This is a genomic window from Pseudomonas sp. VI4.1 (assembly GCF_002029345.1).
Lineage (GTDB): Bacteria > Pseudomonadota > Gammaproteobacteria > Pseudomonadales > Pseudomonadaceae > Aquipseudomonas.
Genome location: NZ_MULM01000184.1, coordinates 176078 through 202814 on the forward strand (window position 1 = coordinate 176078; position 26737 = coordinate 202814).

Annotated in this window: 24 protein-coding genes and 2 pseudogenes; 17 read left to right on the plus strand and 9 right to left on the minus strand. The window is 61.1% G+C overall.

Going from position 1 to position 26737, the window contains the following annotated elements; all coding sequences use genetic code 11:
- Positions 1-31: 31 nt before the first annotated feature.
- The 6 genes and pseudogenes from BZ163_RS32875 to BZ163_RS32900 all read left to right on the plus strand — a co-directional run bounded on the left by BZ163_RS32875 (position 32) and on the right by BZ163_RS32900 (position 7791).
- Positions 32-1522, plus strand: a complete 1491-nt coding sequence (locus BZ163_RS32875) for an aldehyde dehydrogenase (RefSeq protein WP_128874418.1) — start codon at positions 32-34, stop codon at positions 1520-1522.
- A 149-nt stretch (positions 1523-1671) separates the two neighbouring features.
- Positions 1672-2727, plus strand: a complete 1056-nt coding sequence (locus BZ163_RS32880) for an ABC transporter substrate-binding protein (RefSeq protein WP_128874419.1) — start codon at positions 1672-1674, stop codon at positions 2725-2727.
- Between the two features lie 101 nt (positions 2728-2828).
- Positions 2829-4273, plus strand: a pseudogene (locus BZ163_RS32885) (amino acid permease).
- Positions 4274-4301: 28 nt separating this feature from the next.
- The gene (locus tag BZ163_RS32890; protein ID WP_128874420.1) at positions 4302-5684 is read left to right on the plus strand and encodes an aspartate aminotransferase family protein; all 1383 of its coding nucleotides are present in this window, start codon (positions 4302-4304) and stop codon (positions 5682-5684) included.
- Between the two features lie 339 nt (positions 5685-6023).
- On the plus strand, positions 6024-7289 hold the full coding sequence (locus BZ163_RS32895; protein ID WP_128874421.1) for an NAD(P)/FAD-dependent oxidoreductase: 1266 nt from the start codon (positions 6024-6026) through the stop codon (positions 7287-7289).
- 76 nt (positions 7290-7365) lie between these two features.
- Positions 7366-7791 carry a RidA family protein gene (locus BZ163_RS32900; protein ID WP_128874422.1) on the plus strand — a complete coding sequence of 142 codons (426 nt, stop codon included), beginning with the start codon at positions 7366-7368 and terminating at the stop codon, positions 7789-7791.
- Between the two features lie 128 nt (positions 7792-7919).
- Here BZ163_RS32900 and BZ163_RS32905 read toward each other — a convergent pair whose 3' ends face one another.
- Together BZ163_RS32905 and BZ163_RS32910 are read right to left on the minus strand one after the other, a co-directional pair.
- The gene (locus BZ163_RS32905) at positions 7920-8996 is read right to left on the minus strand and encodes an endonuclease/exonuclease/phosphatase family protein (RefSeq protein ID WP_128874423.1); all 1077 of its coding nucleotides are present in this window, start codon (positions 8994-8996) and stop codon (positions 7920-7922) included.
- A 75-nt stretch (positions 8997-9071) separates the two neighbouring features.
- The gene (locus BZ163_RS32910) at positions 9072-9746 is read right to left on the minus strand and encodes a YciC family protein (RefSeq protein ID WP_128874424.1); all 675 of its coding nucleotides are present in this window, start codon (positions 9744-9746) and stop codon (positions 9072-9074) included.
- A 178-nt stretch (positions 9747-9924) separates the two neighbouring features.
- Between BZ163_RS32910 and BZ163_RS32915 the strand changes: the two genes are divergently transcribed.
- From BZ163_RS32915 to BZ163_RS32925, 3 genes are all read left to right on the plus strand, one after another.
- Positions 9925-10686, plus strand: coding sequence for a DUF2076 domain-containing protein (locus tag BZ163_RS32915; protein WP_128874425.1), 762 nt, complete (start codon positions 9925-9927; stop codon positions 10684-10686).
- Between the two features lie 137 nt (positions 10687-10823).
- Positions 10824-11303, plus strand: a complete 480-nt coding sequence (locus BZ163_RS32920; RefSeq protein ID WP_128874426.1) for an NYN domain-containing protein — start codon at positions 10824-10826, stop codon at positions 11301-11303.
- A 22-nt stretch (positions 11304-11325) separates the two neighbouring features.
- Positions 11326-11937: a PolC-type DNA polymerase III gene (locus BZ163_RS32925; RefSeq protein WP_128874427.1), complete on the plus strand. Its 612-nt coding sequence runs from the start codon at positions 11326-11328 to the stop codon at positions 11935-11937.
- 100 nt (positions 11938-12037) lie between these two features.
- Here the strand turns inward: BZ163_RS32925 and BZ163_RS32935 are convergent, their stop codons facing one another.
- On the minus strand, positions 12038-12511 hold the full coding sequence (locus BZ163_RS32935) for an Lrp/AsnC family transcriptional regulator (RefSeq protein ID WP_128874428.1): 474 nt from the start codon (positions 12509-12511) through the stop codon (positions 12038-12040).
- Positions 12512-12674: 163 nt separating this feature from the next.
- Here BZ163_RS32935 and yedA point away from each other — a divergent pair, with 163 nt between their 5' ends.
- Both yedA and BZ163_RS32945 read left to right on the plus strand, forming a co-directional pair.
- A complete protein-coding gene (yedA, locus tag BZ163_RS32940; RefSeq protein WP_128874429.1) occupies positions 12675-13601 on the plus strand; it encodes a drug/metabolite exporter YedA in 927 nt (308 codons plus the stop codon).
- A 65-nt stretch (positions 13602-13666) separates the two neighbouring features.
- Positions 13667-15001, plus strand: a complete 1335-nt coding sequence (locus BZ163_RS32945) for a DEAD/DEAH box helicase (protein WP_128874430.1) — start codon at positions 13667-13669, stop codon at positions 14999-15001.
- A 125-nt stretch (positions 15002-15126) separates the two neighbouring features.
- On the opposite strand, the gene BZ163_RS32950 is transcribed toward BZ163_RS32945, so the two are convergent.
- Together BZ163_RS32950 and BZ163_RS32955 are read right to left on the minus strand one after the other, a co-directional pair.
- On the minus strand, positions 15127-16368 hold the full coding sequence (locus BZ163_RS32950) for a TIGR03862 family flavoprotein (protein ID WP_128874431.1): 1242 nt from the start codon (positions 16366-16368) through the stop codon (positions 15127-15129).
- A gap of 282 nt (positions 16369-16650) precedes the next feature.
- Positions 16651-17571 (minus strand): histone deacetylase, encoded by a 921-nt coding sequence (locus tag BZ163_RS32955; RefSeq protein WP_128874432.1) that lies wholly within the window; start codon positions 17569-17571, stop codon positions 16651-16653.
- Between the two features lie 86 nt (positions 17572-17657).
- On the opposite strand from BZ163_RS32955, the gene BZ163_RS32960 reads away from it, so the two are divergent.
- From BZ163_RS32960 to BZ163_RS32970, 3 genes are all read left to right on the plus strand, one after another.
- A complete protein-coding gene (locus tag BZ163_RS32960; RefSeq protein WP_128874433.1) occupies positions 17658-18227 on the plus strand; it encodes a GNAT family N-acetyltransferase in 570 nt (189 codons plus the stop codon).
- A 104-nt stretch (positions 18228-18331) separates the two neighbouring features.
- Positions 18332-19201, plus strand: coding sequence for an acyl-CoA thioesterase II (gene tesB / locus BZ163_RS32965; RefSeq protein WP_128874434.1), 870 nt, complete (start codon positions 18332-18334; stop codon positions 19199-19201).
- Complete coding sequence (locus BZ163_RS32970) at positions 19198-19791, plus strand: HAD family hydrolase (RefSeq protein ID WP_128874435.1); 594 nt, start codon at positions 19198-19200, stop codon at positions 19789-19791. The genes tesB and BZ163_RS32970 overlap by 4 nt, the downstream gene beginning before the upstream one ends.
- An 85-nt stretch (positions 19792-19876) precedes the next feature.
- Here BZ163_RS32970 and BZ163_RS32975 read toward each other — a convergent pair whose 3' ends face one another.
- The 4 genes from BZ163_RS32975 to BZ163_RS32990 all read right to left on the minus strand — a co-directional run bounded on the left by BZ163_RS32975 (position 19877) and on the right by BZ163_RS32990 (position 24584).
- Positions 19877-20836 (minus strand): alpha/beta hydrolase, encoded by a 960-nt coding sequence (locus BZ163_RS32975; RefSeq protein ID WP_128874436.1) that lies wholly within the window; start codon positions 20834-20836, stop codon positions 19877-19879.
- Positions 20836-21726, minus strand: coding sequence for a neutral zinc metallopeptidase (locus BZ163_RS32980; protein WP_128874437.1), 891 nt, complete (start codon positions 21724-21726; stop codon positions 20836-20838). Before BZ163_RS32980 ends, BZ163_RS32975 begins: the two co-directional genes overlap by 1 nt.
- Positions 21727-21875: 149 nt before the next feature.
- A complete protein-coding gene (locus BZ163_RS32985; RefSeq protein ID WP_128874438.1) occupies positions 21876-22742 on the minus strand; it encodes a neutral zinc metallopeptidase in 867 nt (288 codons plus the stop codon).
- Positions 22743-22835: 93 nt separating this feature from the next.
- The gene (locus BZ163_RS32990) at positions 22836-24584 is read right to left on the minus strand and encodes an FAD-dependent oxidoreductase (protein WP_128874439.1); all 1749 of its coding nucleotides are present in this window, start codon (positions 24582-24584) and stop codon (positions 22836-22838) included.
- A gap of 166 nt (positions 24585-24750) precedes the next feature.
- Between BZ163_RS32990 and BZ163_RS32995 the strand changes: the two genes are divergently transcribed.
- From BZ163_RS32995 to BZ163_RS33000, 3 genes and pseudogenes are all read left to right on the plus strand, one after another.
- A complete protein-coding gene (locus BZ163_RS32995) occupies positions 24751-25527 on the plus strand; it encodes an IclR family transcriptional regulator (protein ID WP_128874440.1) in 777 nt (258 codons plus the stop codon).
- 194 nt (positions 25528-25721) lie between these two features.
- Positions 25722-25820, plus strand: a pseudogene (locus BZ163_RS36640) (hypothetical protein); the annotation flags it as partial.
- Between the two features lie 4 nt (positions 25821-25824).
- On the plus strand, positions 25825-26640 hold the full coding sequence (locus tag BZ163_RS33000; RefSeq protein ID WP_128874441.1) for a sugar phosphate isomerase/epimerase: 816 nt from the start codon (positions 25825-25827) through the stop codon (positions 26638-26640).
- The last annotated feature ends 97 nt before the right edge of the window (positions 26641-26737 follow it).

A 26737-nucleotide genomic window follows, 5' to 3' on the forward strand; every position in this document is an offset into this window, starting at 1 on the left:
ACCACCCTGGCGGTCGTAAAGGGAGCGTAGCGTGTTCGACCTCGACTATTGGCAGCAACGAGCTGCCCGGCAAACCTTCTCTGACAAAGCCTTGATCGATGGCCGGCAGGTGGCTGCGTCTTCGGGCGCAACATTCGATTCGATCAACCCGGCGACGAATCAGTTGCTTGCCCGTGTCGCCGCGTGTGGCGAAGTGGAAGTGGAACTCGCCGTGCGCAGTGCGCGCCGTGCTTTCGACGAAGGCCCTTGGGCGCGGATGGCACCGGTTGAGCGCAAGCGGGTGATGCTGCGTCTGTCTGAGCTGGTGCTGGCCCATCGCGAAGAGCTTGCCTTGCTCGACTCGCTGAACATGGGCAAACCGGTGATGGATGCCTACAACATCGACGTCCCCGGCGCCGCCCATGTGTTCGCCTGGTACGGCGAGTCGCTGGACAAACTTTACGATCAGGTCGCGCCGACGGCGTCATCGGCGCTGGCGACCATCACCCGTGAAGCGCTGGGCGTGGTGGCGGCCGTGGTGCCGTGGAACTTCCCGCTCGACATGGCGGCCTGGAAACTGGCACCGGCCCTGGCGGCCGGCAATAGCGTGGTGCTCAAGCCCGCCGAGCAATCACCGTTTTCGGCGTTGCGTCTGGCCGAGTTGGCGCTGGAAGCCGGTTTGCCGCCCGGCGTGCTGAACGTGCTGCCGGGGCTGGGCGAGTCTGCCGGCAAGGCGCTGGGCCTGCATCCCGATGTCGATTGCCTGGTGTTCACCGGCTCGACTCAGGTGGGCAAATACTTCATGCAGTACGCCGCGCAATCGAACCTCAAGCAAGTCTGGCTTGAGTGCGGCGGCAAGAGCCCGAGCCTGGTGTTCGACGATTGTCGGGATCTTGATCTGGCGGCGGAGAAAGCGGCGTTCGGCATCTTCTTCAATCAGGGCGAGGTCTGCTCGGCCAACTCACGGCTGTATGTGCAGCGTTCGATCAAGGATGAATTTATCGAGCGTCTGTTGGAAAAAGCCAAAGCCTGGATGCCCGGCGATCCACTGAATCCTGCGAGCGCCGCTGGCGCCATTGTCGATTCGGCACAGGCCTCGCGTGTGATGAGCTTTATCGAACGCGCCCACGAAGACGGGGCCCGACTACTCACCGGCGGCCGTCGCTTGAGCTTCAACGGTTCCGACAACTTTATCGAGCCGACCATTTTTGCCGACGTCGATCATGATTCGCACCTGTCGCGCGAAGAGGTGTTCGGGCCGGTGCTGGCGATTTCCACGTTCGACACTGAAGAGCAAGCGGTGCGGCTGGCCAACGACAGCATCTATGGGCTGGCCGCCTCAGTGTGGAGCGATGACCTGAATCGCGCGCACCGGGTTGCACGGGCGCTGAAGGCCGGCACCGTTTCGGTGAACACCGTGGATGCCCTCGATGTCAGCGTGCCCTTCGGTGGCGGCAAGCAATCGGGTTTTGGCCGGGACTTGTCGTTGCACTCGTTCGATAAATACACCCAATTGAAGACCACCTGGTTTCAATTGCGTTGAGCGTCTCCTGAACAATTAACCGCACGCTGATTGTGTGCGGTTTAAAGAATAAAAAGATGTCATCGCGCGGAGGGTCATCCGTGTACTTGCGGCTGCGTGGCCGTGACTGCCTCAGTAACTAACCACAATTAAAAAGTGAGGGAGCTTTCATGTTCAGATATTCGTCTTCGAGTGTTACAGCCGCGGCGGGTTTAACCGCGCTTCTGGTATTGACGGTGCCCGTAGTTGCGCACTCCGAAAGTCTTACGGTCATTTCGTTCGGCGGTGCCACCAAGGCAGCGCAAGAGGGGGCTTATTTCAAACCCTTTGAACAAAGTGGCGCGGGCAAAGTTGTCGTTGGCGAGTACAGCGGAGAACTGTCCAAAGTCAAAGCCATGGTCGATGTGGGCCAGGTCAGTTGGGATGTGGTCGAAGTCGAAAGCCCTGAGCTGCTGCGCGGCTGTGAAGAAGGGCTGTTCGAACGGCTGGACCCGGCACTGATCGGCGATTCAAAAAACTACCTGCCTGGCGCAGTCAGCGAGTGCGGCGTGGCGAGTTATGTCTGGTCGATGGTGCTCGCCTACAACTCGAACAAGGTGAGCGCGGCGCCAACCTCCTGGGCGGACATGTGGAACCTGCAGCAATTCCCTGGCAAGCGCGGCCTGCGCAAGGGCGCCAAGTACACGCTGGAAGTGGCGCTGCTCGCCGACGGGGTTAAACAGGATGACCTGTACACAGTGCTGGGCACCAAGGCAGGCGTGGATCGGGCGTTTCACAAGCTCGACCAGATCAAGCCCTCGATCCAGTGGTGGGAAGCCGGAGCGCAACCCCCGCAATGGCTCGCGGCGGGCGACGTCGTGATGTCGGCGGCCTACAACGGCCGGATTGCCGTGGCGCAAAAGGAAGGTTCGAAACTGGCCATTTCATGGAACGGCCACCTCTACGATCCCGATCACTGGGCCATCGTTCGCGGCAGTCCGAACAAGGCGCTGGCGGAGCGGTTCATCGTGTTTGCCAGCCAGGCGAGTGGGCAGAAGTCGTTCTCCACGCAGATTCCCTACGGACCGATCCGCAAGGATGTGCTGGCGCAGCTGCCGGCCGACACGCTCGCCCAATTGCCCACGGCTCAGGCCAATCTGGCTGAGGGTCAGCTGGTCGATGCCACGTTCTGGGTCGATCACGGTGAAGAACTCGAGGAACGTTTCAACGCTTGGGCGGCCCGCTAAGCCGCGGCTGTCGTCAATCGCCACTCAAGGATGAGTCGCGATGTTTATCCCTGCCTTCCACGTGAAGGCGATCAACAACAAGAAAACACGGGGAGTTTGTCATGAGTTCAAGTACAACCGCGTCCACCCAGGGACAGTCCGGCGGATTGCGCCGGGTCCTGGGGCTGGGCTCGTTGCTGGCCGTTGCGGTGGGCGTCGTGGTCTCGCAGGGCGTCATGGTGCTGATGCTGCAAGGTGCGGGCATCGCCGGCTTCGGTTTCATCATTCCGCTGGCCATCGCGTATGTGTTGGCAATCACCTATGCCTGGTCGTTTTCCGAACTGGCCCTGATGATTCCGAAGGCGGCAGCCTCAGCAGTTACACGGAAGTGGCGATCGGGCATTTCCCGGCGATTCTGGCGACCTTCTCGGGGTACATGGTGGTGGCGATGTTTGCGCTTTCTGCCGAGCTGCTGTTGCTGGATTTGGTGATCAGCAAGGTCTACCCGGATGTCATTCCGCACATGGTGGTGGCCTACGGGGTGCTGGGGCTGTTCACCGTTTTGAACCTGTTCGGCATTGATGTATTTGCCAAGCTGCAAAACGTGCTGGCGCTGGTGATGGTGGTGATCCTCGTCGCCATGGGCCTGGCTTCGCTGAGTAACGGTCAGGCCAGTCTGCAGTTGCCGCTCGATCAGGGTTGGAACCCGTTGGAATTCGGCGCAATCACCCTGGCGGCCATGGCGGTGTGGGGATTTGTCGGGGCTGAGTTCGTTTGTCCGCTGGTGGAAGAAACCCGCAATCCCGAGCGCAATATTCCGCGTTCGATGACCATCGGTTTGACCGTGATCTTCGGCGTGATCGCGCTGTACTGCTTTGGTGCGCTGCTGTGCATTCCACGTGAGCAACTGGCCAGCGATGCGCTGCCTCACTACCTGCTCGCCACCACCGTTTTCGGTGAGGCGGGCAAGCTGTTCCTGGTGGTCGCGGCCATTACCGCCACTTGCAGCACCGTGAATTCGTCCCTGGCTGCTTTACCCCGCATGCTGTACGGCATGGCGCAAAACGGCCAGGCCTTCCCGCAATTCAAGAAACTCACTGAACGCGGTCGCACGCCATGGGTGGCGGTGCTGTTCGTCGCAGCGATCACCGGCCTGCCGATCCTCATTCTGGGGCACGACGCTGCTGCGATCAGCTTGCTGCTGCTGGCTGCTGCGCTGGCGTGGCTGCTGGCCTACATCATCGTGCACATCGATGTGATCGCCTTGCGCCGCCGCTATCCCCATCTGGCCCGTCCATTCCGCTCACCCTTCTATCCTTGGCCACAAGTCATTGGCATCGCCGGCATGCTGTTTGCGATCTACCACGTGTCGCCCACGCCGGAGATGACCGCCAGTATTTTTGGCTGTGCCGGCGTGGTGCTGGGCGTGATTTCGCTGATTGCCGTGGTATGGGTCAAGTTCGTGATGCGCAAACCGCTGTTTACGCCGGAGCCACTCGTTCAAAACGAATCCCAGGGCAACGACGTGCCGAAGATGACGCCGATCGCTACGGTGTCCGGGAACTGAATCTTTTTTCACTTCAGGAGAATAAGAAATGACAACAGACTACAAACCTCAGCGCGAAACCAAGGACTACCAGGCGGCCGATGCCGCCCACCACATCCACGCATTCCTCGATCAGAAGGCGCTGAACGAAGAAGGCCCGCGCGTGATCGTTGGCGGCGAGCGCCTGCATCTGTGGGACAACGACGGCAATCGTTACCTCGATGGCATGTCCGGTTTGTGGTGCACCAACCTTGGCTACGGGCGCAAGGATCTGGCCGCGGCGGCGACCCGTCAGCTGGAGCAATTGCCGTACTACAACATGTTCTTCCACACCACTCACCCGGCGGTGGTCGAGCTGTCCGAGCTGCTGTTCAGCCTGCTGCCCAAGCACTACAGCCACGCGATCTACACCAACTCCGGTTCTGAAGCCAACGAGGTACTGATCCGTACCGTGCGCCGTTACTGGCAGGTGCTCGGCAAGCCGCAGAAGAAGATCATGATCGGTCGCTGGAACGGTTATCACGGCTCTACCTTGGCCGCCAGCGCGATGGGCGGCATGAAGTTCATGCACGAAATGGGTGGTGTGATTCCGGATGTCGCGCACATCGATGAACCGTACTGGTTTGGCCATGAAGGTGATCTGACGCCCGCCGAGTTTGGCTTGCGCGCGGCCCGGCAACTGGAGACCAAGATTCTCGAACTGGGCGCGGAAAACGTCGCGGCCTTCATCGCCGAGCCGTTCCAGGGCGCGGGCGGCATGATCTTCCCGCCAGAGAGCTACTGGCCGGAAATCCAGCGCATCTGCCGCAAGTACGACGTGCTGCTGTGTGCGGACGAGGTGATCGGTGGCTTCGGGCGTACCGGTGAATGGTTTGCGCACCAACACTTTGATTTTGAGCCGGACACCCTGTCGATCGCCAAGGGCCTGACCTCGGGTTACATCCCGATGGGCGGCCTGATTCTCAGCCGGCGCATGGCCGAGGTGCTGGTGGAGCAGGGCGGCGTGTTTGCCCACGGCCTGACCTATTCCGGTCACCCGGTAGCGGCCGCGGTCGCTATTGCCAACCTTACTGCGCTGCGTGATGAGGGTGTGGTCACCCAGGTGAAAAACGACACTGGCCCGTACCTGCAACAGTGTCTGCGCGAGGTGTTTGGCAATCACCCGCTGGTGGGTGAGATCCAGGGGGTCGGCCTGGTGGCGGCGTTGCAGTTTGCCGAGGACAAGGCGACCCGCAAGCGCTTCGCCAACGAAGGCGACATCGCCTGGCGCTGCCGCACGATCGGTTTTGAGGAAGGCGTGATCATTCGCTCGACGCTGGGCCGCATGATCATGGCGCCGGCATTGATTGCGACGCGTGCTGAAATTGATGAACTGGTTGGCAAGACGAAGATTGCGGTTGATAGAACGGCTAAAGAAATTGGCGTGCTTTAAGTAACTATTACATGCACGCCTTAACGTTGTAGGAGCGAGCTTGCTCGCGAAAAACCAGAGGACGCCACTGGGTGTCTGGTTTTACGCGTTATCGTTCACGACCTTCGCGAGCGAGCTCGCTCCTACAGGGTTTTGCGTTTATCCAGTTAATACCGAGTTGAGTTGTTGGTTAGTTTTTTCATGGGCAACAACTACAAAAATCATATTTTCGCTATTGGCATTGGCCAAGCACAATAAAACTACCCCGCCAGCAAAGTGAACTACGCGGAATTTAATTGTTTAAACAGCTGATCTGTCGCGACTTGCCGCGCCATAGTCGCCTCTCTGAAGGACACAAGCATGAATGATAAAAAGATAGAAATAGATACGCTTGTCGTTGGGGCCGGCCAGGCTGGCGTCGCCATGAGCGAACACCTGAGCAAACTCGGTGTACCGCACCTGGTGCTGGAGCGTAACCGCATCGCTGAAGCGTGGCGCACCGGGCGTTGGGATTCGCTGGTGGCCAATGGCCCGGTCTGGCATGACCGCTTCCCCGGTCTGGCCTTCGAAGAGCTGGAGCCCGATGCCTTCGCCTCAAAAGATCGCGTAGCGGCTTACTTCGAAGCCTACGCCGAGAAGTTCGAAGCGCCGATTCGTACCGGTGTAGACGTCAAGAAAGTGGTGCGCAACAGCGATCGTCCAGGCTTCACCATCGAAACCTCCGATGGCGTGATCCAGGCCAATCGCGTGGTGGCGGCGACCGGTCCTTTCCAGCGTCCGGTCATCCCGCCGATTGCGCCGAAAGACAGCACGATCACGCAGATTCACTCGGCTCAGTATTACAACCCGCAGCAGTTGCCCGAGGGCGGTGTGCTGGTGGTCGGTGCGGGCTCTTCCGGGGTGCAGATCGCCGATGAATTGCAGCGTGCCGGTAAACAGGTCTACCTGTCGGTCGGCCAGCATGACCGTCCGCCTCGGGCCTATCGCAACCGTGACTTCTGCTGGTGGCTGGGGGTGCTGGGGCTTTGGGATGCCGAAGTGATGGAGCCGGGCCGTGAGCACGTCACCATCGCGGTGAGCGGTGCGCGTGGCGGGCAGACCGTCGATTTCCGTGGGCTCGCCAAACAAGGCGTGACGCTGGTGGGGCTGACCCAATCGTTCAACGACGGCGTGGTGACGTTCCAGCAGGATCTGGCGCGCAACATCGCTGCGGGTGACGCGAATTACCTGTCGTTGCTGGACGCGGCGGATGCCTACATCGCACGCAACGGACTCGACCTCCCGGAAGAACCCGAAGCCAGGTTCATGCTTCCCGATCCAGAGTGCGTCAGCAACCCGATTCTCGAACTGGATCTGGCCGAGGCGGGCATCACCTCGATCATTTGGGCCACCGGCTACGCCGTCGATTACAGCTGGCTGCAGGTCGACACCTTTGACGAGAAGGGCAAGCCGCGTCATCAGCGTGGGGTCTCGAACGAGCCAGGTGTCTACTTTGTGGGGCTGCCGTGGCTGTCGCGTCGCGGATCGAGCTTTATCTGGGGCGTTTGGCATGACGCCAAACATGTCGCTGGCCACATTGCCACCCAGCGCCAGTACCTCGAATACCGCGACCCGTCGCAGCGTTAAGAATCGATCGAGGGAAGGGTCCATGGGCCCTTCCCGATCTACACCTTCATCACTCAAGTTTCAGGGGAGTCAGTTGATGCCTACTCACACACGCATTCGCATGTTCAATACCAAGGACACCTATCCCAACCAGTCGCTGGACAATGATCTTTGCCAGGCTGTACGGGCCGGCAACACGGTTTATGTGCGCGGCCAGATCGGCACCGATTTCGATGGCAACCTGGTGGGGCTTGGCGACCCGGGTGCACAAGCCGAACAGGCGATGAAAAACGTCAAGCAGCTGCTGGAAGAGGCGGGGAGCGACCTTTCCCATATTGTCAAAACCACCACTTACATCATCGACCCGCGTTACCGCGAGCCGGTTTATCAGGTTGTGGGCAAGTGGTTGAAGGGCGTGTTCCCGATCTCGACCGGATTGGTGATTTCCGGGCTCGGCCAACCGCAGTGGCTGATGGAAATCGATGTGATCGCCGTCATCCCGGACGACTGGCAAGCGAAGTAAACCCCGATCCCTGTGGGAGCGAGCCTGCTCGCGAAAAACGTCCAGGCAACGCGTTCATTCAGACAGGGCACGTATTCGTTGACGACCATCGTCGGAACGCCGCCCGGAGCAGGCTCGCTCCTGCAAGGTCAAGGCGCGGCGGGGAGGAGGAACCGCGCAATCACCGGCAAGTGATCGGAAATGCGCAACGTATCGTCCTGCCTCACTGTCGCCTCGATGCGTTTGATCCGAGGGCTATAGAACAGGTAATCGACCGTGCGGTCCGGGCCGTTCAAGCCCGGATCATTCGGATAATGGGTCAGCCAGCGCGCCCGGTCGACACCGCTGGCTTCGTTGTTGGTCGGGATCATCGGGTACTTGTCCCATAACACATGCAGCGCGCTGTCGGCGGAGTAGACCGTGCGTTGCGCGTCGGGCAGGCGTCGGTATTGCCCCAGCGGCAACAGATCGAAGTCGCCGCCGATCAGCCACGGCGTGCCGCGGCTTTCGAGCTTGTCGAGGACTTTGGCCACGGCGCCGACCTGGACTTGCAGCGTATCGTCGAGCGGGATGACGCGATCCAGATGGGTATTGAGCACGGCGACCTGAGCGCCGTCGCTCAACGGCAGGTAGGTGACCAACAAGGCATTTTTCGGTTTGAACTGGCGGCTGACCAGGTTGGCCGGCGCCACTGGCAATTGCAGGCGTTCGGCGTGTCCGATCCGGTAGCGGCTGAGGGTCGCCAGTTGCCGGCCGACGCTGCCGAAGATATGCGGTTCCGGCACGAAGTCGGCCTTCCAGTCGAAGGCGTGAGCGCTGCACGGGTACAGATCGGTGAGCCGTTCCTGAAGCAGTTTGAGCTGGTTCTGGTAGTCGGTGGCCTTGGCGCCGTCGTCGAGTTCTTGCAACAGCACGATGTCCGGCTGTTCGTCACGGATCACCCGTGCCACTTCATCGAGACTGAAGGCCATGTCTTCGGCGGTGGGGCTTTCGTCGTCGCCGGCGGCCAGGTCATTCCAGAACACGTAGCGTTTGCCCGCCAGGAACTGCACGTTCCAGGTCATCACCTTCAACGCCTGGCCGGGGACCAGGGTGGGCGCCTGGGCGCTGCAACTGACCGGCAGCGCTTCCCTGGCTTCGGGGCGCCAGGTCAGGCTGTAGATCAGCACGCCAACCAGAATGACGAGCAGCAGGGCCAGCAGGGTGTAGCGCAGTAGACGGGTCATGGCTCGGCTTATCGCGTTACAAAAGTTGCCCCGAGCATAACCGAGAGCCGAGCCCAAGCCCATGGGGTAGAGCGGTCAGAGTGGCCCGTCGGTTTTCTCTGGCACGACGCTGATCAGCATGAACAAGCGAAACAGCACCACGCTGGTGAACAGTTGCAAAAAGCTGTGGGCACTGTCGATCAGTACGGCCACAACCAGGTTCTGCGGCTCCGGATACGCCTGCAGGGTCACGCCCTTGAGCAGCCACAACGGGGCCATCACACACAGAATGCACGCCAGGATGCGCAGGAAGTTGCCGCGGGTCAGGCGCAGGCTTTCCTTCATGGCTGCCAGCGGGGCCATGCCGCGCAATACCAGCAGGTATTCGCCGAACGCCAGCGTCACCATCAGCCAGATGCCCGGCAGGAAATACAGCGACAGTCCGATCAGTATCAGCAGGGTATTGAGCGCGGTGAGCAGGGCGAAACGCGGCCACAGGGTCGCGGACATGGCCAGCAGGTCACGGTTGCGCGGTGACTCGCCTCGGCTGCGGGCATCGAGAAACAGGATCAGCGCGGCGGTGTACAGCGGATAGACCAGCAAGCCGACCATCACGCTGATACCGGGGAAACCGTCCGGGCCGGTGGAGTGATCGACGACTTGTTGCAGCAGCGCTTCGAAAATCACCAGCGGCAGGCACAGTTGAACGATCTGGCCCAGATTGCGCTTGAAGAAATACAGGGAGTCACGCAGTACATCTAACGGATTCATCAGTCGGTATCGCAGGTTGAAAGCAGTGCTCCACTTTAACCGATGAAGCCCTTCGGGACGCAAACGTAAACGTTCGGTAAAGGGCATTGAAACATCCTGTATCAGCCTCCATTACGGAGGGGCACCTTTTCCGTCGTGGAAAAGGGTGACGATATTCCCGGCAATCTACGAGGTCGCCATGAACAGCGAAGAACAAACCCTGATCGATGGACTGTTTTCCCGGCTGCAACAGGCCGAAACGGATTCAGCCCCGCGCGACGCCCAGGCCGAGGCGCGGATCAAGGAACACCTGACTCGCCAGCCAGCGGCAGGCTATTTCATGACCCAGGCGATTCTGGTGCAAGAGGCAGCCATCAAGAGCCTCGACGACCAGAACAAGCAACTGGCCGAGCAAGTGCGGCAATTGCAGGCACAACTGCAATCGGTCAAGACTCAGCCGGCTGCTCCGGCAACCAGCGGTGGTGGTTTTCTATCGAGCATATTCGGTGGCGGGTCCCGCGATCCTCAACCCGCGCCAACCCAAAGTCCACCGGCATCGAGCGGGGGCGGCTGGCGTGAACCGGCGCGGCCGTCGTTCAATTCTCAGCCGCCCCAGCAAAACTTCGGCGCGGCACCCCCTCAGCAGAACTACGCGCCACAGCAACAGGCCGGCAGCGGTTTTCTCGGCGGGGCACTGAAAACGGCGGCTGGCGTGGCCGGTGGCGTGATGCTGGCACAAGGCATCAGCAGCCTGTTCCACCACAATCAGCAGCCGGAAGTGGTTGAGGTCGTCAAGGAGGAACCGGCCCAGGTCAACGATCAGGGCGACAGCGGCAATGGCTGGGGCGACGACCAGCGAGTGGCTGACAACAACGCCAACGATCAGGGCGGCTTTACCGATGCCGACTACAGCGATGACAGTTCATCGTTCTTCGGCGGCGACGACGATTCCTTCGTCTGACACGCCATTCGTCCGGAGCGCAACGGCGCTCCGGACCGATTATTCGCGGAACAATCCTTCAGGCTGGCATACTGGGCCACTTTTCGGGCCTGGTGCCTGATCCTGTCCGCGCGCCAGCGCTCCAATGAGGATGCACGGTGAAAAAGATCGCAGTATTCGCCGATGTCCAGAACCTCTATTACACCGTGCGTCAGGCCTATGGTTGTCACTTCAACTATGCCGCGCTGTGGGCTGACATCAGCAAGCAGGGCGAGATCGTCGAGGCCTATGCCTACGCTATCGATCGCGGCGACAGCAAACAACAACAGTTCCAGCAGATCCTGCGCAATCTCGGTTTCACCGTGAAGCTCAAGCCCTACATCCAGCGCAGCGACGGCTCGGCCAAGGGCGACTGGGACGTGGGCATCACCCTCGATATCATGGACGCCGCCGATCATGTCGACGCAGTGGTGCTGGCCTCCGGTGACGGTGATTTCGACATGCTGCTGGAGCGCATCATCGCCAAGCACGGCGTGCAAGCGGTGGCCTACGGCGTACCGGGCCTGACGGCCAACTCGCTGATCCGTGCCGCCAGCCGCTACGTGCCGATCGAAGGCGCGTTGTTGCTCAAGAATTGATTTTTACGGAGTTGAAACAGGTTTGGAACGCATAGCAGTCATCGACTTTGAAACCACTGGCATCTCCCCGAGCAGCAGCTGCCGGGCCACGGAAATCGCCGTGGTGATCCTTGAGCAGGGGCGCATCGTCGAGCGTTACCAGAGCCTGATGAACGCCGGCGTGCGCGTGCCGCCCTTCATCGAACAACTCACCGGCATCAGCAACGCCATGTTGCGCACCGCGCCATCGGCCGAGCAGGTGATGAACGAGGTCAACGAGTTCGTCGGCATCACCCCGCTGCTGGCCCACAACGCCGCGTTCGACCAGAAGTTCTGGGATTTCGAGCTGGGGCGGATCAAACGTACGCGCCTGCAGAACTTCGCCTGCTCGCTGCTGCTTGCCCGTCGCCTGATGCCCGCTGCGCCGAACCACAAACTCGGGACCCTCACCACCTTCGCCCAACTGCCCCATACCGGCCAGGCTCACCGGGCCATGGCCGATGCCGAAATGGCGGCCAACCTGACCGCGCACCTGGCCCAGGAACTGCGGCAGAAACACGGGTTGCGGGAGTTGTCCCATGATCTGCTGGTCAGCTTGCAGAAAGTGCCGGCGGCGAAGATCAATGAGCACCTCAAGCGCCATCGCGGATTTTGAATCGCACATAAATCCTGTAGGAGCCGGCTTGCTGGCGATTGCGGTTCATCATTCAACAGTGATGTCGACTGATACGCCGCTTTCGCCGGCAAGCCGGCTCCTACAGAGTCCGTGTCGTATCAGACTTTTCCATTCCCTCGATGTGCCCCAACGGCACGCGCTTCTCGATCGCGCTCGACAACACGATCGACGTCTTGCTGAACCCGAACTTGGCGATCCTGTTGATCAACTCCTCCAGCTCCGGCATCGACCCCACCGCCGCCTGCATGATCACGCACGGATCGCCCGTCACCCGGTGGCACTCCGTCAGTTGCGGGATTTTGATCAGCTCGTCGTAGGCCTTCTGGTTGCCGTGCTGGTTCAGGCGCAGTTCGATCACGCATTGAATCGGCAATCCCAGCTTGGCCATGTCGACTTTCGCCTGATACCCGGTGATCACCCCGCAGGCTTCGAGTTTGGCCACGCGCTCGGCCACGGCGGGGGCGGACAGGTTGACCTTGCGAGCCAGGTCGGCGTAGGACGCACGGCCGTTGTCCAGCAGGGCGCCGAGGAGCATGCGGTCGTATTTATCCATCGTCTGACTCCTGAAAAATACCCAACCTTCGAAAGCACGGTTTATAGCCCTGATCTCCGTGTTTTGAAAAGTGTACCGGCGCTATAAACAGGTTTTGTAACTTATTTTCTGCTGTTGGCCTTTCTAGAATAGCTGTTCACTTGTCTTGCCTGCGAGCCACCCAATGCCTGGCCTACGTCGTTTTCCCTTACCGTTGATCGCCGCCTTTTTTGCGTTGTACGTGATCTGGGGCTCGACTTACCTGGTGATTCGCATCGGCGTGGAGTATTGGCCGCCGTTGCTGCTTGCCGGTATTCGCTTCGTGATCGCCGGTTCGTTGATGTACGCCTTCCTGCGCTGGCGCGGGGCACCGGCGCCGACCTGGGTACAGTGGAAGGCCGCGGGGATCATCGGGATTTTGCTGCTGACGTTCGGCAACGGGGCGGTCAGTGTGGCCGAACATACGGGCGTGGCCTCCGGCGTGGCCGCGCTGGCAGTGGCGACGGTGCCGCTGTTTACCTTGCTCTGCGGCTATTTCTGGGGCGCGCGTAATACCCGTCTCGAATGGGCGGGGATTGCGCTCGGGCTGATCGGCATCGCGATGCTCAACCTCGGTTCGAACCTGCAATCGAGCCCGCTGGGCGCGGGATTGCTGATCTTCGCGGCAGCTTCCTGGGCCTTCGGTTCGGTGTGGAGCAAACACTTGCCGTTGCCCCAGGGCGCGATGGCCAGTGCCGTGGAAATGCTGGTGGGCGGCGTAGCCCTGCTGATCGGCAGTGCGCTGAGCGGTGAGCATCTGCAGGCCATGCCGCCGATCGAAGGTTGGGCAGCCTTGGCCTACCTGACGTTCTTCGGCTCGATCATCGCCTTCAACGCTTACATGTACCTGTTGAAAAACGTGCGTCCGGCGGCGGCCACCAGTTATGCCTACGTCAACCCGGCGGTGGCGGTGTTGCTGGGGATCGTGTTTGTGGGCGAGACCATTGGTATCGAAGAAGCGTTGGCGATGTTGGTGATCATCAGTGCCGTGGTGCTGATCGGTTTGCCGCAGTGGCGCCGGGCTCCCGAACGACCTGCTGCGGTGGTACGGACAGAATCGAGCGTGAATTAGGGTAAACTGCGCGCCATTGCACACACGTTTTGCACAACCGCGCTGAATTTTCCTACGGTAATCCCATGACTTTCGCCTCCCTTGGCCTGATCGAACCCTTGCTGCGCTCTCTCGAGACGCTCGGCTACCAGACCCCGACGCCGGTTCAGGCGCAAGCCATTCCGGCAGTGCTGGACGGTCGCGACCTGATGGCTGCCGCCCAGACCGGCACTGGCAAGACCGCCGGTTTCGCCCTGCCGCTCCTGCAATTGCTGGCCATGGAAGGTCCGAAAGTCACCGCCAATTCGGTGCGTGCCCTGATCCTGGTGCCCACTCGCGAACTGGCTGAACAGGTTCATGAGGCGGTGCGCCAGTACGCCGAGAACCTGCCGTTGAGCACCTATGCGGTGTATGGCGGCGTCAGCATCAACCCGCAAATGATGAAACTGCGCAAAGGCGTCGACCTGTTGGTGGCAACGCCGGGGCGCTTGCTTGACCTGTTCCGGCAGAACGCGCTGAAGTTCAACCAGCTGCAAACCCTGGTGCTGGACGAAGCCGATCGCATGCTCGACCTGGGCTTTTCCGAGGAGCTGGGGAACATTTACCGGGTGTTGCCGAAGAAACGTCAGACGCTGTTGTTCTCCGCGACCTTCTCCGACGCGATCCGCCTGCTTGCCGGGCAAATGCTCAACGATCCACTGAGCATTGAAGTCAGCCCGCGCAACGTGGCGGCCAACACTGTTAAACAGTGGGTGGTCACGGTGGACAAGAAGCGCAAGCCGGAGCTGTTCGTGCACTTGATGCGCAAGGGCAAGTGGAAGCAGGTGCTGGTGTTCGCCAAGACCCGTAATGGCGTGGACGCCCTGGTGGAAAAACTCCAGGGCCTGGGCATCAATGCCGATGGCATCCATGGCGACAAACCCCAGGCAACCCGCCAGCGCGCACTGGACCGTTTCAAAGCCAGCGAAGTGCAGATCCTGGTAGCCACCGACGTCGCGGCCCGTGGCCTGGATATCGAAGACTTGCCGTTGGTGGTCAATTTCGACCTGCCGATCGTGGCCGAAGACTATATCCACCGGATCGGCCGTACTGGCCGCGCGGGTGCAACCGGGGAGGCCATTTCCCTGGTGTGCGCCGATGAAGTGAACCTGCTGTCGGCCATCGAGACCTTGACCCGTCAGACGCTGACTCGCCAGATGGAACAGGATTTCGAACCCGAGCATCGGGTGCCGGATACCGATGCCAGCGGTCAGGTGGTCAAGAAACCGAAAAAACCGAAAAAGCCGAAAACCTCGGGCGGCGGCAAGCGCAACCTGGGTAAATGGGTCGAGAGCGGTGATGCGTCGGCGCCGGAACCTTCGATCAAGCCTGTGCGGAAGGTGCCGGTGTTCAACACTGGGCCGCGTAAGCGTAAGCCTTGATTTAATGCGGCATCAGTTAAGCCGCCTTCGCGAGCAAGCTTGCTCCTACAGGTGACCGAATTCTCTCTGGAAGAACTCGGTCACCTGTAGGAGCAAGCTTGCTCGCGAAGGGCGTGGCGCGGTCTTCAGCCCTTGCGCTGCAACCACTCCACCATCCCCAACCCGGCCGCCCGCCCACTGGCGAAACACGCGGTCAGCAGATAGCCGCCCGTCGGCGCTTCCCAATCCAGCATCTCTCCGGCACAGAACACACCAGGCAACTGCTTGAGCATCAAACGCTCATCCATCGCTTCGAACATCACCCCACCAGCGCTGCTGATGGCCTCGTCCAGTGGACGGGTTTTCACCAACGTCAGTGGCAATGCCTTGATCGATCTGGCCAGCGATGCCGGATCAGCGAAACATTCGGCCGCCGTCACCTCCCGTAGCAACGCCGCTTTCACGCCATCGAGCCCAAGCTGACTGTGCAGGTGTTTGGCCATGGAGCGCGAACCCCGTGGTTCGCTCAGCGCCGCTTCAACCTTATCCACAGGCCTGCCCGGCAACAGGTCGAGATGGATAGTCGCCGAGCCCTGCAGGTTGATGGCTTCGCGGATCGGTGCAGACAGGGCGTAGATCAGGCTGCCTTCAATCCCCGTCGCTGTCATCACACATTCCCCGAGCCTCGGGACGTCGTCATTCAGCCCGATCGCGATATTTTTCAGCGGCGCGCCGGCGAATTTACTCACCATCAACTCGCTCCAGGCCTGCACTTCGAAGCCGCAATTGCTTGGTTGCAACGGCGCCAGTGCCACGCCGCGCTGTTCCAGCGGCAGCATCCAGGCACCGTCCGAACCGAGGCGCGACCAGCTGCCGCCGCCGAGGGCCAACAAGGTTGCGTCGGGTTGAAGGGCTTTTTCGCCATCGGGGCAGGACACTTTCAGGCTGCCATCGCCATTCCAGCCGAGCCAGCGGTGGCGGGTGTGGATAACGACCCCTGCGTCTCGCAGGCGTTTGAGCCAGGCGCGTAACAGGGGCGCGGCTTTCATGTCGGTGGGAAACACCCGGCCGGAGCTGCCGACGAAGGTCTCGATGCCCAGGTCATGGATCCATTGGCACAGTGCGTCGGCGCCGAATGAGCGCAGCAGCGGCGCAATCTGCGGCGCCCGTTCGGCATAGCGTGAAAGGAACGCCGGATAGGCTTCGGAATGGGTGATGTTCATGCCGCCGACTCCGGCCAGCAGGAATTTGCGCCCGACCGAAGGCATGCCGTCGTACAGGTCGACCTTGATCCCGGCCTGGCTCAACACTTCAGCCGCCATCAGGCCGGCGGGGCCACCGCCGATGATGGCGACGTGAGGGGGGAGGGGAGTCGAGGGCTGAGTCATGGAATGCACTGCGGTTCGGCGAATGAAGCCGGGCATTCTACCGCAGAGATCAAATGTGGGAGCGGGCTTGCTCGCGAAGGCGATTTTTCATTCAGCATTGATTTCGACTGACCCACCGCCTTCGCGAGCAATCCCGCTCCCACATTTGAACTTTGGTGTATTCAGACGGCTGATCAAAAAACAACCACCGCTCTGAAGCCTATACCCCGCATGGCCTGCAGCCTCTTTCACTCAGGTTATCCACAGGCGGTTCCACAGCCATTGTGGGTAAAGACCCACATCTCAATGACAACCTGATGACTGCCAGACCCTTTGGGCGCTGTGATGCAGGATCCCATGACGACGCGCCAGGGCCTTGCGGTCCTTGCTGTAGCCGCCGCCGATCACCCCCATCACCGGAATATCCCGGCCCAGGCAATGCCGCATCACGCTTTCATCGCGGGCGGCGACGCCTTCGTCCGTCAGTTTCAGGTAGCCGAGTGCGTCATCCTTGTGCACATCGACACCGGCGTCATACAGCACCAGATCAGGCTGGTAGAGCGGCAGCAAGTAGTTGAGCGCATCGTCCACGACCCTCAGGTAGTCCGCATCGCCCATGCCCATTGGCAGGGGAATGTCCCAGTCGCTTTCGGCCTTGCGTGCAGGAAAATTCTTTTCGCAGTGCAGGGAAACGGTGATGGCCTCCGGGGTGTTGTGCAGGATCCGTGCAGTCCCGTCACCCTGATGCACATCGCAGTCGAAGATCAGCACCCGATTCACCCGGCCGCTTTCCAGCAGGAAATGACTGATCACCGCCAGGTCATTGAAGATGCAGAACCCGGCGGGATGGTCGTAGTGCGCATGGTGGGTGCCGCCCGCCAGATGACAGGCCAAACCATGTTCCAGCGCCTGCTCGGCCGCCAGCAGGGAACCGCCAACCGCCCGCACCGTACGCCGGGCCAGGGCTTCGCTCCAGGGCAGGCCGAGACGCCGCTGGTCTTCGCGGGACAACTCGCCGCCCATGTAGCGTTCGATATACGCAGGGTCATGAGCGAGGGCGAGAATCTCTGGCGGGCAGAGGTCCGGGCGCAGCAGGTCGGTGTCTCGGGTCAGTCCGCTGTCCACCAGGTGATCGCGCAGCAGGCGAAACTTGTCCATGGGGAAGCGGTGATCCGCCGGGAACTCGGGGCTGTAGTCTTCGTGGTAGATCAACGGCAGGGGCATGACTGATTTATCGAGGAAGGCATGTAGGAATGAATCAAGGATCCTACCAGCGATCTAGACTTGCGGCATGGGAAAGGGGGAATACGATGGAGCCGATACGTGAACTCGAGAGCGCGCGACTGCTGTTGCGGCAGTGGTGTGACGAGGATTTGCCGGCGTTTGCGGCGATGTGCGCCGATCCGCAGGTGATGCGCTATTTTCCGGCGCCCTTGAGTCGGCTGGACAGTGCTGCGCTGATCGGGCGGATCCGTGGCCACTTTGCCGAGCGTGGCTTCGGTCTCTGGGCGCTGGAGCGCAAGGACACCGGCGCATTCATCGGGTTTACCGGATTGGGTGAGGTCGGCTTCGATGCGCCGTTCACCCCGGCCACCGAAATCGGCTGGCGCCTGGCCCGCGAGCATTGGGGCCTGGGCTACGCCAGTGAGGCGGCGTGGACCGCTCTGCGCTGTGGCTTTGACCGGTTGGCACTGAATGAGGTCGTGTCTTTCACCACCGCCACCAACATGCCTTCGCAGAAAGTCATGCAGGCGATCGGCATGCACCATGATTCAGCCGATGATTTTGACCACCCCAGGCTCGCGATCGGTCATCCCCTGCGTCACCATGTGCTGTACCGCATCACTCGTGAACAATGGCTGCAAACCTTGCATGGATAAGCGGGCACGGACGTTTACAATGGCCCTCATGGGCCCTGGCCGGAAATTGAATCGACCGCCGCAGCCAAGACTGCGCGGCATTGCGTTATGTGAGGAGCGTCTGAATGAGCCAAGTGTTGGATGATCTGGTCGACTTGCTGACCCTGGAGCCGATCGAAGAAAACCTGTTCCGCGGGCGTAGCCAGGACCTGGGTTTTCGTCAGCTGTTCGGTGGCCAGGTGCTCGGTCAGTCCCTGTCCGCAGCCAGCCAGACCGTCGAAGAAGCGCGCCATGTGCATTCGATGCACGGTTATTTCCTGCGTCCGGGCGATGCCGGGTTGCCGGTGGTCTATCAGGTCGACCGGGTGCGGGACGGCGGCAGCTTCAGTACACGTCGGGTGACGGCGATCCAGAAGGGCAACCCGATCTTCACCTGCAGCGCGTCGTTTCAGTACGACGAAGAAGGTTTCCAGCACCAGAGCGTGATGCCGATAGTGGTCGGTCCGGAAAACCTGCCGTCAGAACTGGAACTCACCCAGCAGCGCGCGCACCTGATCCCTGAACACATGCGCGAAAAATTGCTGTGCCCGAAGCCGATCGAATTCCGGCCGGTCACCGAGGAAGATCCCTACAACCCCGCCCCGTCCGACCCGGTCAAGTACGTCTGGTTTCGCGCCGACGGTGCCTTGGCCGATTCCCCCGCACTGCATAAATACCTGTTGGCCTACGCCTCGGACTTCGGTCTGTTGACCACCTCGATGCAGCCCCATGGCAAATCGGTCTGGCACAAGGACATGCAGGTGGCCAGCCTTGACCACGCCCTGTGGTTCCATGCCGATCTGCGCGCCGATGACTGGTTGCTGTACGCGATGGACAGCCCATGGGCCGGCAATTCCCGTGGCTTCTCCCGCGGCAGCGTGTTCAATCGTGCCGGGCAGCTGGTGGCTTCGGCCACTCAGGAAGGCCTGATTCGTCACCGCAAGGATTGGGCATGAGCCTGGCCGAGGTGCGGCACTGGGTGTTCGACATGGACGGCACCCTGACCGTGGCTGTGCATGACTTTGCGGCAATCCGCGTGGCGTTGGCGATCCCTGCCGAAGACGACATCCTGACCCACCTCGCCGCGCTGCCGGCCGATGAAGCGGCGGCCAAGCACGCCTGGTTGCTGGAGCACGAACGCGACCTGGCGCTGGGTTCGACAGCGGCGCCGGGGGCGGTGGCGCTGGTGCGTGAGCTGGCCGGACGGGGTTATCGCCTGGGCATTCTCACGCGCAATGCCCGGGAGCTGGCGCACGTCACGCTGGAGGCGATCGGCCTGGCCGACTGCTTCGCGGTGGAGGATGTGCTGGGCCGTGATGAAGCGCCGCCCAAACCTCATCCGGGCGGTTTGCTGAAACTGGCCGAGGCCTGGAACGTACCGGCGAGCGAGATGGTGATGGTCGGCGATTACCGCTTCGACCTGGATTGCGGTCGCGCGGCCGGTGCGCGGACGGTGCTGGTGAATCTGCCGGATAATCCGTGGCCGGAGTTGACTGACTGGCATGCGGCGGATTGTGGGGTGTTGCGGGATATGTTGTTCGCATGAGGGCCTCTTCGCGGGCAAGCCTCGCTCCTACGAGTGTAGGAGCGAGGCTTGCCCGCGAAGGCGTCAGATCAGACACCACAAAAACTCACTGACCAAACAAAGCCTTCTGCCCCTCAGGCGAATTGAACATCCCGTCCCCATCATGCCCGACCCCTGGCACTTCGATCAGCTGCTGATTCATCCCTTGAGGATACAGCCGCTTCAGATAATCAAAATAATTGCGCCCGCGAGCCAGGCGATTCGCCCCTTGGGCTTTTGCCTCACAGCGTTTATCCAGCGCCGGATGATTCGGGTCGGTGTCCTGCTGCCCCAGCAGGTAAACGATGTCACGCTGGGCGTAGTTGTCCTTCAGCTGCGCGGGCGTTTGGCCCTCGGCATAGGCGGGTAGATCCGCCAGCCCGTACTTCCAGCGATTGAAATCCGGGCAACCGGCGTGACTGAATGCCACGGGCCGACGTTCATCGAAGTACGCATAAGAAGACGGATTGGCGACGACGTAACGCAGTTGCACGCCGGCCGCCTTGAGCTCGGGCTGATCGTGACCCAGCAACGCATAGCGCTGAACCACCTGGGCGCCACCGGAGTGACCGGCGATGATGACCTGCTTCACATCGGGAAACTGTCGACGATCGCCGATTCGGGCGACGACTTCGTCGAGTGCCGCATAAGAACTCAGGTTGAACGGAGCGGTGGACACGCCGCCAGCCATCCAGTCATTGCCCTGCCAGCGCAATACGCTGTCAGCCACTGGATGGCGCGCGACGTCGGACTCATTGAGAAATTGCGGCGCAATCACCAGGGTGGTCGCGCTTTGTCCTGCCCGTTCAGCCGCGTGTTCTGCACTCTGGCGATAGGTTTCGGCATTGCGCAGGCGGCCATGGATGATGATCAGCACCCGTTCGATTTTCGTCGGTGCCGGGCCGATGCCCACCGCGATCTCACCCGAGGTCAACAGCAGGCGACCGGGGCTGAGTTCCTTGACCCCCTGCTCGGCAGCCTGGGTGCTTGCGCAGGTGAACAGTAGAGCCAGCAGCCACGTTTTCATCACAGGTTTTTCGCCGCAAAGGTATCGCACTGGCCGACCTGGCCCTGGGCGAATCCGGTTTTGAACCAGCGCACCCTTTGCGCCGACGTACCATGGGTAAACGAGTCCGGCACCACGCGACCCTGGCCTTGCTGTTGCAGGCGGTCGTCGCCAATGGCGTTGGCGGCGTTCAAGGCTTCTTCGATGTCCCCCGGTTCCAGCCAGTTCAGGCGTTGCTGGGCATTATGGGCCCAGACCCCGGCCAGGCAATCGGCCTGGAGTTCCTGGCGCACCAGCAAGCCACCATCACCTTCCATCTGCCGGCCTTGTTGGCGTGCGGTCTGAATTTTCGCCGATACGCCGAGCAAGGTCTGCACGTGATGCCCGACTTCGTGAGCGATCACGTAGGCCTGCGCGAAATCGCCCGCAGCGGAAAAGCGTTGGGACATCTCCTGGAAGAAGCTCGTGTCCAGGTAGACTTTCTGGTCCGCCGGGCAATAGAACGGACCGGTGGCCGACGTCGCCAGGCCGCATGCCGAGTTGACGCGGTTGCTGAACAGCACCAGGGTCGGGTCCTTGTATTGACGGTCGGCCTGCTGGAAAATCTGCCGCCAGGTGTCTTCGGTATCGCCCAGGATCGAGCGCACGAATTCGGCCCCTTCATCATTGGCCGGTGGCGCCTTGCGGGTTTGCGTCGGCGCCGGCGCCGATTGATCGCTCATCTGCCCGGTGAGTTGCCCGAGGATCTGCAAGGGGTCCTGGCCGGTGAGCCAGCCGATCCCGACGATCAGCACGATCGCCGTCAGGCTCAGGCCCTTGCCGCCACCGAAACGCATCCCGCCACCGCCGCCGGCATCATCGCCCCGGGCATCGACCACGTTGTCGCTGCGTCGGCCTTTTTTCCATAGCATGTGGGGGATCCTCTTTTGTTGCTTGATGAAGGCGCTTGGTGGTGAGTGTTGCTGGTGAGTGAAAGCGGCGCCAGTCCGGTCGTCAGACAGCCTGGAGCGGCGCCGGTTCTGTGCAGGCGGTGACTTTGACCTCTTGGTTGACGGATGGGTTAAAGGTCGACGGCGGCGAAGGTGTCGCAAGCGTCGGTCCGGCCGGTGGCGAAACCGGCTCTGAACCAGTCCGCGCGCTGCTGCGAAGTGCCGTGACTGAACGTCTCTGGCCGGACTGTATGGTTTCGGGAGCGTTGCAGGCTGTCGTCACCGAAGGCGGCCGCGGCCTGCAAGGCGGCCTCGATATCGCCAGGCTCCAGCCAGTCCAGGCGTTCCTGTGCATGGTACGCCCAGACGCCGGCCAGGCAATCGGCCTGCAACTCCGCACGCACCTCCAGGCCGCCATCGCCGGCGACGGGTTGCTGGTCGAGCAAGGCCTTCTCGAAGGGTTCGGAAAGTCCCAGCTCGAGTTGCACGTGATGGCTGACCTCATGAGCGATGATGTAAGCCCGTGCGAAGTCACCGACCACTGAGAACTGCTGCTCCAGTTTGGCGAAGAACGCCAGGTCGAGGTACAGCTGCCGGTCACCCGGGCAGTAGAACGGACCACTGGCGGAGCTGGCGTAGCCGCATCCCGAGACCACGCCATTGTCGAACAGCGTCAGGGTGGGTGGCGGGTAGTGCCGCCCGGTTTGCGCAAAAAGTTGTTTCCAGGTGTCTTCGGTATCGCCCAGTACTGACTGTACAAACTTCAGTTGCAGATCCTCGGTGGCAATTGAAAGAACGACGTCGGGTGGGTTGAGGGTGTTTGAGGAGATGAGGGGCGTCTCGTCCGGTGTCGTCCCCAGTGTCGAATAAAGTCCTGCGCTTGCCAGTGCGACGACAGCCAGTCCGGTGCCCAGCGTTTTCCCTGTGAGTGTGCGGGCATCCTTGCCCTTGCGAGTGTCGTTCACGTTGTCGCTGCGTCTTGCCTTGTTCCATAACATGGTTGCGGTCTCTCTTGGATGATGGGGCGTGTATCGCCGGATCCATGAATAACCGCACTGCCAAAGATATGTGGGTGAAATGTGTAAGGGTTGTTAACGATGTGCTGCATGGTCGATCTCCTGTTCGTCAGCTGTAATGCCTGCGATATGTCGTGCGGCGATGTAGCCGAACGTCAGCGCCGGGCCGAGATTGATGCCGCCGGCGGGGTAGTGCCCGCCCATGATGCTGGCCATATCGCCGCCCGCGGCGTATAGCCCGGTGATGGGCTGTCCTGATGAATCGAGGACCTGGGCGTGTGCGTTGACCTTCAGGCCGGCGAAGGTGCCGAAGCAGCCGGGCTGGACCTTCACGGCATAGAACGGGCCTTGTTCGATCGGTGCGAGGCAAGGATTGGGGTGCTGCAACGCATCCCCCTGCTTGCGGTTGTAGGGTGTCGAACCGCGACCGAACGCGGGATCCTCCCCGTTGCGCGCGTGGTGGTTGTATTGCGCCACGGTGCTGCGCAAGCCATTCGGGTCGATGCCGCAGGCCCGCGCCAATGCCTCCAGGGTCTTACCGGTTTTCAGATAGCCGCTGCGGATAAAGGGTGACAGAGGCACCGGAAACGGCCGGGAAATTCCGAGGCCATAGCGCCGCTGAAAACCGTGGCTGCAGATCAACCAGGAGGCGACTTCCTCGCCCTGCGGTGCGGCAGCGACCATGGCCGTCACATAGTCGTAGTAGCCGTTGGCTTCGTTGACGAAGCGCTGACCGTTGCTCAACACCCCGATGATCCCCGGTTTACCGCGCTCGATGATGTGCGGGAAGTGGCCGATGCTGCCATCTTTGTGCGGCACTTGCGAAACCGGTGCCCAGGCCACGGGCGATGCCATGTTGGTGTTGACCCGGGCGCCGGCGCTTTCGCCCAGGCGCAGACCATCGCCACTGACGCTTGAGGGCGGCAATGCCCAATGTTCATGACCTGTGGGTGTGCGCGGGAACAAGGCCTTGCGCCGCTCGATGTCATTGGCGAAACCACCGGCGGCGAGCACCACTGCCTTGCGCGCATGGATGCGGATCTTGCGCTGGGCGGTATTGATCACCGCGCCCCGGACGTGATCGCCCTCTTGCAATAACTCGGTCACCGGCGCCGATTCCCAAAGCAACACGCCAAGGTCTTCGGCGGACTTTGCCAGCCGGGCCACCAGCGCCACGCCGTTGACCAGCTGCATCGCCCGGCCATGAATGGCGAGGTCGAGCAGGTGACGGGTAACGCGCCGGGTCACATGCCAGGCTGCCGACAGCGAGCGTGTAAGGTTGAGAAACGCACCAAGGTCCGCGCCCGCCATGATCGGCATGCCCATGAACGAAGTTTCGCGCATGGTTTTGCGCAGACGCTTGAGCAGCTTGCCGACTTTTCGTCCGTCATAAGGCGCAGCGATCACCGAGCGTCCGCCGGTGCCGGCTCCTGGAGTGTCGCCATGGATGTCGGCAATCGCATTGCCGTCAGCGAACTGCAACGAGGTGTGCTGTTCGAAGAACGCGACCATTCGCGGGCCGGCCTCGAGAAACGCATTTATCATCGTTGGCTCGTAACGCTCGCCCAGTTCATGTTTCAGGTAGGTGCGCGGTTGCTCGACGTCTTCGACGATACCCGCGCGACGGGCCAGGGGATTGCACGGCACCCACGCCCATCCACCGGACCACGCCGTGGCGCCGCCAAACACCGAGTCTTTCTCGACCACAATGACGTTCAGGCCATGCCATGCAGCAGTGACTGCCGCAGACAGTCCGGCTGCACCGGAGCCAATGATCAGCACGTCGCAGTCAATATCCGCAGCGTTGTGTGGTTCGGCAGGCATGTTTGAAACTCATATTTTTAGAATTTGATTCCAGAAAATATACGGGCACGCTCTGATTCGGCAACCATCGACCGCGCAAAACGGGCGGTTATCGGACAGCGGGTTCCAGATTTCGCATTGGGCGGTTTGTCTTTTAGAATCGGACACATTTTGCAGGGAGCCTCTCATGGCCGGCAGTCAGATCGAACGTGTTTTCAGTGTGCTGGAAAGTCTCACCAGCGACCCTCGCGGTCTGCCGATGCAAACGCTGGCAGAGCAACTGGATATCCCCAAAAGCGCAACCCATCGCCTGCTCGCCGAACTGATCCGGCTGGGCTACGTACGGCAGAATCCGGAGAATTTGCGTTATCACCTGTCCACCAAACTGGTGGCGATGGGGTTCCGTTATCTGTCGAGCAGCGGCGCCGATATCGTGCAGCCGGTGCTCGATCGCCTGGCTCGGGAAACCGGGGAGCTGGTGCGACTTGGGGTGATCGAAGGCGAGCGACAGACCTGGATCGCCAAATCCCAGGGCGCCCGCTCCGGTCTGCGATACGACCCGGATATGGGCCGTGAAGCGCCGCTGTTCTATACCGCGTCGGGGCATGCGTGGCTGGCGAGCATGAGCGATGCCGAAGCCCTGTCGCTGGTGGAACGCCAGGGCAGTGACCGCCCGAAAGACCTGGGGCCGAATGCACCGCGCTCCAACATCGAGTTGCTGGAACGGCTGCGTCTGGCGCGGGAGCAGGGTTACGCCTGGGTCGAGGAGAGTTCGGCCGTGGGGACTTCGGCGATTGCGGCGGTGGTAAGGCATCCGGGCGATGGCCGGGTGATCGGAGTACTCAGCATCGCCGGCCCGAGCGCGCGGATGCCGGGGGCGAGGTTGCATGAGTTGGCCCCGTTATTGTTGAAGTACACCGAGGAGTTGTCTGCGGCGAGTCAGGCGTCCGAGTTGTTCAGTTAACCTGGACGCGCCGCTAATGCAATGTGATTTCAAACGCCCAAAAATGTGCGTTGTTCGAACACTTTCGATCCTTATCTGTGTAAGAATCTGGAACCGGGTTCTAAATTGTTGAGGTCCAACCTTCCAACAATAATCGCATGAGGACCGCACCTTGATATCGCCCCCTTCCTATCGCCTTGATCTGTGCTGGCAACATGGGCCAGCAGCATCGCCAGCCTTTACAGCCTCTGACGCAAGCGTCCTTGTGCGCAGTCGCCAATCCCGGACCACAATCGGTGGCCCTCTCGAGGGATGCACATGAATGAACGGATTTATTCCCTGGCGAGTCTGACGGTACTGGAGTTGTCGCCGCCAGAAATGGTCGAGGTCGCGGCGCGAGCAGGCTACAGTCATGTCGGACTGCGGCTGGTACCGGCGACACCTGAAGAACATCACTTTGCGCTGGTAGTCGATGATGATTTACGCCGCAGGACTCTGGAGCGTTTGCGCGATACCGGCGTTCGTGTGCTGGACGTGGAAATCCTGCGGCTCAAGCCAGACACGGTCGTCGCTGGTTTCGAGAAGATTCTGGCCGTAGGCGCCGAATTCGGTGCGACTGAATTACTGGTAGCGGGTAACGATTCTGACGAGCAGCGGCTCACCGAAAACTTCGCAAGACTTTGTGACCTGGCGGCTCCCTACGGCCTTCATCCGCACCTGGAATTCATGCCATGGACCGATGCACGCAATCTCGAACAAGCAGTGCGTATCGTCGAAAATGCCGATCGAGCAAATGGCGGGGTGTTGGTGGACGCGTTCCATTTCGATCGTTCGCAGTCGCGGCTGGAAGACTTGGCCAGGGTTGCCCCGTCACGGTTACGGTATGCCCAGTTGTGCGACGTCGCGGGGCCGCGGCCGACGGACATGGCGGAGATTCTGCGCCAGGCACGTAATGAGCGGCGCTTTCCGGGGGACGGTGATTGTGATCTGGCGGGGTTGTTGCAGTGTCTTCCAGCCAATATTGCGTTGAGCCTGGAGATCCCCACCGTGCAGTTGCTGGAGCAGGGCGTGAGTGGGTTACAACGGGCGCAGATGGCGCTGGATAAAACCCGTGAACTGATGGCGCGGCTGTAATCGGTGCTGCGCCGGGCAAGCCTTTTGTAGGAGCGAGCTTGCTCGCGATGGACATCAGTGCGACGCGTTTATCCAGACGATACTCGTTATCGTTAAC

What these genes read in the sequence shown, in the direction of transcription:
- BZ163_RS32880 (WP_128874419.1), top strand. Translation starts at nt 1,672, where the DNA reads ATGTTCAGATATTCGTCTTCGAGTGTTACAGCCGCGGCGGGTTTAACC.
- BZ163_RS32890 (WP_128874420.1), top strand. Translation starts at nt 4,302, where the DNA reads ATGACAACAGACTACAAACCTCAGCGCGAAACCAAGGACTACCAGGCG.
- BZ163_RS32895 (WP_128874421.1), top strand. Translation starts at nt 6,024, where the DNA reads ATGAATGATAAAAAGATAGAAATAGATACGCTTGTCGTTGGGGCCGGC.
- BZ163_RS32900 (WP_128874422.1), top strand. Translation starts at nt 7,366, where the DNA reads ATGCCTACTCACACACGCATTCGCATGTTCAATACCAAGGACACCTAT.
- BZ163_RS32905 (WP_128874423.1), bottom strand. Translation starts at nt 8,996, where the DNA reads ATGACCCGTCTACTGCGCTACACCCTGCTGGCCCTGCTGCTCGTCATT.
- BZ163_RS32910 (WP_128874424.1), bottom strand. Translation starts at nt 9,746, where the DNA reads ATGAATCCGTTAGATGTACTGCGTGACTCCCTGTATTTCTTCAAGCGC.
- BZ163_RS32915 (WP_128874425.1), top strand. Translation starts at nt 9,925, where the DNA reads ATGAACAGCGAAGAACAAACCCTGATCGATGGACTGTTTTCCCGGCTG.
- BZ163_RS32935 (WP_128874428.1), bottom strand. Translation starts at nt 12,511, where the DNA reads ATGGATAAATACGACCGCATGCTCCTCGGCGCCCTGCTGGACAACGGC.
- yedA (WP_128874429.1), top strand. Translation starts at nt 12,675, where the DNA reads ATGCCTGGCCTACGTCGTTTTCCCTTACCGTTGATCGCCGCCTTTTTT.
- BZ163_RS32945 (WP_128874430.1), top strand. Translation starts at nt 13,667, where the DNA reads ATGACTTTCGCCTCCCTTGGCCTGATCGAACCCTTGCTGCGCTCTCTC.
- BZ163_RS32950 (WP_128874431.1), bottom strand. Translation starts at nt 16,368, where the DNA reads ATGACTCAGCCCTCGACTCCCCTCCCCCCTCACGTCGCCATCATCGGC.
- BZ163_RS32955 (WP_128874432.1), bottom strand. Translation starts at nt 17,571, where the DNA reads ATGCCCCTGCCGTTGATCTACCACGAAGACTACAGCCCCGAGTTCCCG.
- BZ163_RS32960 (WP_128874433.1), top strand. Translation starts at nt 17,658, where the DNA reads ATGGAGCCGATACGTGAACTCGAGAGCGCGCGACTGCTGTTGCGGCAG.
- tesB (WP_128874434.1), top strand. Translation starts at nt 18,332, where the DNA reads ATGAGCCAAGTGTTGGATGATCTGGTCGACTTGCTGACCCTGGAGCCG.
- BZ163_RS32970 (WP_128874435.1), top strand. Translation starts at nt 19,198, where the DNA reads ATGAGCCTGGCCGAGGTGCGGCACTGGGTGTTCGACATGGACGGCACC.
- BZ163_RS32975 (WP_128874436.1), bottom strand. Translation starts at nt 20,836, where the DNA reads ATGAAAACGTGGCTGCTGGCTCTACTGTTCACCTGCGCAAGCACCCAG.
- BZ163_RS32980 (WP_128874437.1), bottom strand. Translation starts at nt 21,726, where the DNA reads ATGCTATGGAAAAAAGGCCGACGCAGCGACAACGTGGTCGATGCCCGG.
- BZ163_RS32985 (WP_128874438.1), bottom strand. Translation starts at nt 22,742, where the DNA reads ATGTTATGGAACAAGGCAAGACGCAGCGACAACGTGAACGACACTCGC.
- BZ163_RS32990 (WP_128874439.1), bottom strand. Translation starts at nt 24,584, where the DNA reads ATGCCTGCCGAACCACACAACGCTGCGGATATTGACTGCGACGTGCTG.
- BZ163_RS32995 (WP_128874440.1), top strand. Translation starts at nt 24,751, where the DNA reads ATGGCCGGCAGTCAGATCGAACGTGTTTTCAGTGTGCTGGAAAGTCTC.
- BZ163_RS33000 (WP_128874441.1), top strand. Translation starts at nt 25,825, where the DNA reads ATGAATGAACGGATTTATTCCCTGGCGAGTCTGACGGTACTGGAGTTG.